Origin of the sequence: Rugamonas sp., from assembly GCF_025354735.1 — a bacterium.
Lineage (GTDB): Bacteria > Pseudomonadota > Gammaproteobacteria > Burkholderiales > Burkholderiaceae_D > Rugamonas.
Genome location: NZ_JANXMI010000282.1, coordinates 1 through 6,653 on the forward strand (window position 1 = coordinate 1; position 6,653 = coordinate 6,653).

8 protein-coding genes are annotated in these 6,653 nt (G+C 62.0%); 5 read left to right on the forward strand and 3 right to left on the reverse strand.

What is annotated here, in order from left to right; translation table 11 throughout:
* From Q0S71_RS22765 to Q0S71_RS22775, 3 genes are all read left to right on the forward strand, one after another.
* Positions 1-1,527 (forward strand): helix-hairpin-helix domain-containing protein (locus tag Q0S71_RS22765; RefSeq protein ID WP_296000884.1); only part of this gene is annotated, 1,527 nt, incomplete at its 5' end.
* A gap of 164 nt (positions 1,528-1,691) precedes the next feature.
* Positions 1,692-2,003 carry a Grx4 family monothiol glutaredoxin gene (gene grxD, locus Q0S71_RS22770; protein ID WP_296000889.1) on the forward strand — a complete coding sequence of 104 codons (312 nt, stop codon included), beginning with the start codon at positions 1,692-1,694 and terminating at the stop codon, positions 2,001-2,003.
* Positions 1,996-2,616, forward strand: coding sequence for a UbiX family flavin prenyltransferase (locus tag Q0S71_RS22775; protein WP_296000891.1), 621 nt, complete (start codon positions 1,996-1,998; stop codon positions 2,614-2,616). The genes grxD and Q0S71_RS22775 overlap by 8 nt, the downstream gene beginning before the upstream one ends.
* 230 nt (positions 2,617-2,846) lie before the next feature.
* On the opposite strand, the gene Q0S71_RS22780 is transcribed toward Q0S71_RS22775, so the two are convergent.
* From Q0S71_RS22780 to Q0S71_RS22790, 3 genes are all read right to left on the reverse strand, one after another.
* The gene (locus Q0S71_RS22780; RefSeq protein ID WP_296000893.1) at positions 2,847-3,017 is read right to left on the reverse strand and encodes a hypothetical protein; all 171 of its coding nucleotides are present in this window, start codon (positions 3,015-3,017) and stop codon (positions 2,847-2,849) included.
* Between the two features lie 389 nt (positions 3,018-3,406).
* Entirely contained in the window at positions 3,407-3,814 is a 408-nt protein-coding gene (locus tag Q0S71_RS22785; protein WP_296000895.1) for a hypothetical protein, read from the reverse strand.
* A 300-nt stretch (positions 3,815-4,114) separates the two neighbouring features.
* Entirely contained in the window at positions 4,115-5,200 is a 1,086-nt protein-coding gene (locus Q0S71_RS22790) for an MBL fold metallo-hydrolase (RefSeq protein ID WP_296000897.1), read from the reverse strand.
* Positions 5,201-5,367: 167 nt separating this feature from the next.
* Here Q0S71_RS22790 and Q0S71_RS22795 point away from each other — a divergent pair, with 167 nt between their 5' ends.
* Together Q0S71_RS22795 and Q0S71_RS22800 are read left to right on the forward strand one after the other, a co-directional pair.
* The gene (locus Q0S71_RS22795) at positions 5,368-5,778 is read left to right on the forward strand and encodes a MerR family DNA-binding transcriptional regulator (RefSeq protein WP_296000899.1); all 411 of its coding nucleotides are present in this window, start codon (positions 5,368-5,370) and stop codon (positions 5,776-5,778) included.
* 117 nt (positions 5,779-5,895) lie between these two features.
* Positions 5,896-6,653, forward strand: a 758-nt coding sequence (locus Q0S71_RS22800) for an acyl-CoA dehydrogenase family protein (protein ID WP_296000901.1), incomplete at its 3' end; no start/stop codon positions are given.

Here is a 6,653-nt window from a genome sequence, read left to right on the forward strand (position 1 = left end):
GGCCGGCCGGCCGACAAGTGGCTGGCCGACACGGCGCGCTGGACCTGGCGCGTGAAAAGTTTCATGCACCTGGAAACGGAACTGATGGGCGCGCTGCGCGAACGCTCCGAGCTCGACGCCATCAACGTCTTCGCCACCAACTTGAAGGCGCTGCTGCTGGCGGCGCCCGCCGGCCAGCGCGCCACCATGGGCCTGGACCCCGGCCTGCGCACGGGCGTGAAGGTGGCCGTGGTCGACGCCACCGGTAAAGTCGTCGATACCGCCGTCATCTACCCGCATCAGCCGAAGAACGACTGGGACGGCGCGCTGCACACGCTGGGCCGCCTGGCCGCCAAACACCAGGTGTCGCTCATTTCCATCGGCAACGGCACCGCCTCGCGCGAAACGGACAAGCTGGCCCAAGAATTAATCAAGCAGCATCCGGATCAGAACATGAGCAAGATCGTCGTCTCGGAAGCGGGCGCGTCGGTGTATTCGGCCTCCGAGTTCGCGTCGCGCGAATTGCCGGACATGGACGTGTCGCTGCGCGGCGCCGTCTCGATCGCGCGCCGGCTGCAGGATCCGCTGGCGGAACTGGTCAAGATCGACCCGAAATCCATCGGCGTCGGCCAGTACCAGCACGATGTGTCGCAAACACAACTGGCGCGCTCGCTGGACGCCGTCGTCGAGGATTGCGTGAACGCGGTCGGGGTCGACGTCAACACGGCCTCGGCGCCGCTGCTGGCGCGCGTGTCCGGTCTGTCGGCCTCGGTGGCCCAGGCCATCGTGTCCTACCGCGACCTCAAGGGCGCGTTCACCTCGCGCGCGGGATTGAAGGCGGTGCCGCGCCTGGGCGACAAGACCTTCGAGCAGGCCGCCGGCTTCCTGCGCGTGATGGGCGGCGACAATCCGCTCGACGCCTCGGCCGTGCACCCGGAATCGTATCCGCTGGTGGAAAAGATCTTGAGCGACATCAAGAAAGACATCAAGGCCGTCATCGGCGAAACGGCGCTGATTAAAACGCTGAACGCGGCCAAGTACGCCGACGAGCGCTTCGGCGTGCCAACCATCAACGATATTTTGAAGGAACTGGAAAAGCCGGGGCGCGATCCGCGGCCGGCCTTCACCACGGCCACGTTCAAGGAAGGCGTGGAAGAAATCCGCGATTTGCGGCCGGACATGATATTGGAAGGCGTGGTCACCAACGTGGCCGCTTTTGGCGCTTTTGTCGACATCGGCGTGCATCAGGATGGATTGGTGCACATCTCCGCCTTGTCGCACACCTTCGTCAAGGATCCGCACACGGTGGTCAAGGCCGGCCAGGTGGTCAGGGTGAAAGTGCTGGAGGTGGACGAGAAACGCAAGCGCATCGCGCTGACCATGCGCCTGACCGACAGCGCGCCGCAGGCGGGCAGCAAGCCCGAGCAGCGCGGCGACCGCAACGACCGCAAGAGCCTGGGCCAGCATCAAAAGCAACAGCAGCAACAAACCCGGCAGGAACCGGCCGGCGGCAGCATGGCGGCCGCGTTCGCCAAGCTGCGCGGCTGATTTCGGCCGCCACAGCCTCGATCAAGCGGCAGGCGGGGACACAAGCCGTTTGCCGGTTTGGCCCCGAAGCCGCCCCGGAAACGGCGCAGTAGCGCGCCGCGATACCCCCTTCCGCGTTTTCTTATAAAATGTCGGCATCTATTCATTTTTCCCCTGAGGCAGCTATGAGCGACGTACAAACCTGGATTAAAGACACCGTGACCTCGACGCCCGTCGTGCTGTTCATGAAGGGCACCGCCCAATTCCCGCAATGCGGTTTTTCCGGCCGCGCGATCCAGATCCTGAAGGCTTGCGGCGTCGAGAACATCGCCACCGTCAACGTGCTGGACGATCAAGACGTGCGCCAGGGCATCAAGGAATATTCGAACTGGCCGACGATTCCACAACTGTACGTCAAGGGCGAGTTCGTCGGCGGCTCCGACATCATGAATGAAATGTTTGAATCGGGCGAACTGAAGGCCTTGTTGGATGCCTGATCGTCCGCGGCAGCGCAGGGCCACCCGGCTCATCATCGCCATCACGGGCGCCACCGGCGCCGTGTATGGCGTGCGGCTGCTGCAACATCTGCGCGACACGGAGGGGGTCGAGACGCATCTGGTCGTCTCCGATTCCGCCGTGCTGACCTTGCACCAGGAAACCGGCTTGTCGCGCCGCGACGTCGAAGCGATGGCCCATGTCGTGCATAAGGTGCGCGACGTCGGCGCGGCGATCGCCAGCGGCTCGTTTCAATCCGATGGCATGATCGTCGCGCCGTGCTCGATGAAGACACTGGCGTCGGTGGCCCATGGCCTGTCGGATAATTTGATCGCACGCGCGGCCGACGTGGTGCTCAAGGAGCGCCGCAGGCTGGTGCTGATGGTGCGCGAGACGCCGTTCAATCTGGCGCATCTGCGCAATATGACGGCCGTGACCGAAATGGGCGGCATCATTTTCCCGCCGCTGCCGAGTTTTTACCACCACCCGCAAAGCATCGCCGAGATGGTCGACCACACGGTCGGGCGCGTCATCGACCTGTTCGGCATCGAACACGCGCTGGCGCCGCGCTGGGGCGGCCTGAAGGATGCATCGGGCGACGCCCCGGGCGCCTGAGCGACACCTGGGCGGCACCTGAGCGACATCTGAACGACACCTGAGCGACACCTGAGCGACATCCCGACGGCTGACGCAGCATACTCCGGCAGGCATGGCACCGCCGTCGAAAACGCGTAGAACTGCCATCGAATCCCCGCAAGCGCATGGCAGACACCGGCTCACCCGGCGCGTCTGCCGCCGGTTACCGGTCGCCGCAGCAAGCGGAGCGAGCCGGAAACGCCGTGCCGCTAGCGCTTCTCGAACTGTATCCCGCTCGCCTTCTTCAAATCCCTGGCTTCCTCGACCATGCGACGGTGCGCGATCCGTTTGCGCATCACTTCCGCGTGCTGCGCGGCGGTCATCGGGGGGACGGTCATCAAATCTTTTAGCTGCGCGACATTGCTGTAATTACTTTTCATAAGACGGCTCAAAAGTTTGGCTCCGTGGTGAATTGGGCAGTAACGCTAGAACAGACTAATCATGAGCCACTATTCCCATAAGAATTCTTATTAAAAATTATTACTAAAAAGAAAACTCATCAGGTATAGCGTCCCCTATTGTGCCTTAAATTCGTGTCGCAACCATGACAATTCGCAAACTGGTTTTGACAAAAGGGATAGGGAAAAGTCGGCGCCGGAACGGCGGCCCTTGCGCAGGCCCAAGCAGCGCGGGCCAAGCAAGAATAAGGCCGGAGAGCAATACGCGCCAAACAAAAAGCGGAGGGTGGGGAGCGCCCGGAGTGTGACGGGCGTGGGGGTGAAGTTACAATTACTGCAATAATGTGATGCAAAAGCCTATAAAAAAATAGTTACTTTTGGTAGTTCACCCTCACCAGCATGCGAATAAATTCACGCGCTATTTGACGATGGTGTTCATCCAACCGTTGCAAATCAGCAATCAGCTTCACATCGGCCGATTCGAAGCGCGATAAACCGTTGGCGCCCTCGCTGGCCGCGGCCGCAGTTTCCGGGCCGCCGAAGCGCAGCCACTCGGCCGGCACCCCCAGCCACTGGGCGATCATGCGCAGCTTTTCCTGGGTCGGTATGGCTTCGCCCACCAGCCATTTACGGGCGGCGTGCACAGTGATGGGCCGGCCGTCGAAGCGGATATTGAACTCCCGGGCCAGGCGAGTGGGGCTGTCAGGCGAGTAGTGAGCGTTTTTAAGGGCCTGTTGCAGGCGCTGGCTAAAGCTTTCGCGTTCATTTGAAGAATTCATATTTGCACTATTTCATGTCACAGCATGAATGTCAGTCTCTTGAAAGTCACCATTAATTGTAACATTCAATATTTTCACATTTAACAATTTACGCCAAGAAGCGTTCTATAGTTTAGTGACTCGATGCCGAATTTTATTTCGCCATCGGCCGTCTCCAGAGAACTCGTTACGTTCCGCGCCACCGGTGGGGTGGTGACGGAGCCATGTTATTAAGATAGCATCACAACACCTTCCGTGGGGTGAAAATCCAGTGTAGGCCACGGTTTCGCCGCCTTCGACGCGCAATTGTCTGATTTTGCGCTATTTTTGCTCTAGATCAATACGGAAGCGAATGACGCCGTCGTGGTCCTTCTTGCGGCGCAGCAGGCGGTCGTACCACAGGGCATGCAAATGGGCCAGGGCCTCGCCCAGCGCAAAACTGAGCTGGTGGGCGTCGAGCGCGCGGTTAAACATCAGCGGCACGATGTCGGCCGCCGATTGCCAGGTCTGGCAAGCTTCCATCACTTCGGCGAGGCGCGCGACGTGGTGCGCACGCAGTTGGGCGATGCGGGTGTGCAAGCCGCGGAAGGGCTTGCCGTGCGAAGGCAGCACCAGCACGTCGTCCGGCAGGTCGGCGAACTTGTCGAGCGAGTCGAGATACAGGGTCAGCGGATTGGCTTCCGGCTCGATGGCGAACACGGAAACATTGGTCGAAATGCGCGGCAGCACCATGTCGCCGGAAATCAGGATGTTGAGTTTGGCGCAATACAAGGAGGCGTGTTCGGGCGCGTGGCCGAAGCCGGTGATGACCCGCCATTCATGGTCACCTATTGCCACCAACTGTCCATCCTGCATGCGCGTGTAACAATCCGGCACCGCTGGCACCAGGCTGGGGTAGTAATTTTTGCGACTTTGCATCTTCTCCAACATGTCCGCATCGCGCAGACCGTGGCGCTGGAAATGCGGCAGCGCGGCCGAGCCGTCGACGCCGGGCAGGGCCGCCGACATCATGCGCGCGAACACATATTCGCCGGTCGTCATCCACAGCGGCGCCTGCCAGCGCCGGCTGAGCCAGTCGGCCAGGCCGATATGGTCAGGGTGGCAATGCGTGGCCAGCACGCGTTGCAAAGGCAAGTCGTCGAGACCGGTGGCGAAGATGGATGCCCAGCCGGCCATGGTGGCGTCGCTGGCGACGCCGCAGTCGACCACGGTCCAGCCGGCGTCCGCGTCGACGTCGCCGGCGGCGTCGCCAAAACGGTCGACCAGCAGCCACAGATTGATGTGGTCGAGCGCGAACGGCAGGGGCATGCGCAGCCAGCGCACGCCGGGCGCGATGTCGACCACGGCGCCGACGGCCGGCACCTCGTCGCCCAGCGGATAGTGCAATTGCGATTCAAGCGCATTCATATTCGATCTTTCCCATAGTCGATCTTCCGGTTCACTTTTGCGGCGGGCGCGCTACAATGTGATTGACGTTGACGTTGACGTAAACGGAAGCCAAACCGGATTGTAAACGGATTTTTCACCGGCCGGCGGCGTCCACCGGTCCGCCACCTCACCACCGCAAGCACACGATGCCCACTTACACTATCACCGAACTGGCCCGCGAATTCGACATCACGGCGCGCGCCATCCGTTTTTATGAAGACCAAGGCCTGCTGAGCCCGTCGCGCGAAGGCGCCGGTGGCCGCAGCCGGGTCTACACGCCGCGCGACCGCACCCGCCTCAAGCTGACGCTGCGCGGCAAGCGCCTGGGCCTGGCCTTGTCCGAGATCAAGAGCCTGGTCGACATGTACGAATCGCCCAAGGACACCAGCGCCCAGATGCACCGTTTCCTCGGCGTGCTGGCGCAGCACCGCGAAACGCTCGAACAGCAGCGCGAAGACATTGAAATGTCGCTGGCCGAAATCACCGCCCACGAAGAAGAATGCCAGCGTCTGCTGGCCGCCATCGCCGGCGGAAAGCAGGCCGCCGCGACGCCATAAAAACAACGGCCGCGCGCCGTATTCGCGGCGCAAGGGCCCGTTTCACTTTACGTTTACGTTAACGTCACAGCGGCGTATCATGGCCGCTTCAACCAAAACAAACACAACGAGGATGACATGCTCCATCTCCCAGGCCTGACCTTTGACCACGGCGAAGACATCGCCGCCCTGCGCGCCGCCGTGCAACAGTTCGCCGCCGCCGAAATCGCGCCGCGCGCCGCCGAGATCGACCGCAGCGACCAGTTCCCCATGGACCTGTGGCGCAAGATGGGCGAACTGGGCCTGCTCGGCATCACCGTCGGCGAGGAGTACGGCGGCGCCGACATGGGCTACCTGGCCCACATCGTGGCGATGGAGGAAATCTCGCGCGCGTCGGCCTCGGTCGGCCTGTCCTACGGCGCCCATTCCAACCTGTGCGTCAACCAGATCAAGCGCAACGGCACGGCGGAGCAAAAGCAAAAATACCTGCCGAAACTGGTGTCCGGCGAATACATCGGCGCGCTCGCCATGTCCGAACCGAACGCCGGCTCCGACGTCGTCAGCATGAAGCTTCGCGCCGACTTCAAGGGCGACCGCTGGGTGCTCAACGGCACCAAGATGTGGATCACCAACGGCCCCGACGCCGACGTCCTCGTGGTCTACGCCAAGAACGACCTGGAAGCGGGCGCGCGCGGCATGACCGCCTTCCTGATCGAAAAGGATTTCAAGGGTTTTTCCGTCGCGCAAAAGCTCGACAAGCTGGGCATGCGCGGCTCGCACACGGGCGAGCTGGTGTTCGACAACTGCGAAGTGCCGGCTGAAAACGTGCTCGGCGGCCTGGGCAAGGGCGTCAACGTGCTGATGTCGGGCCTGGACTTCGAGCGCACCGTGCTGTC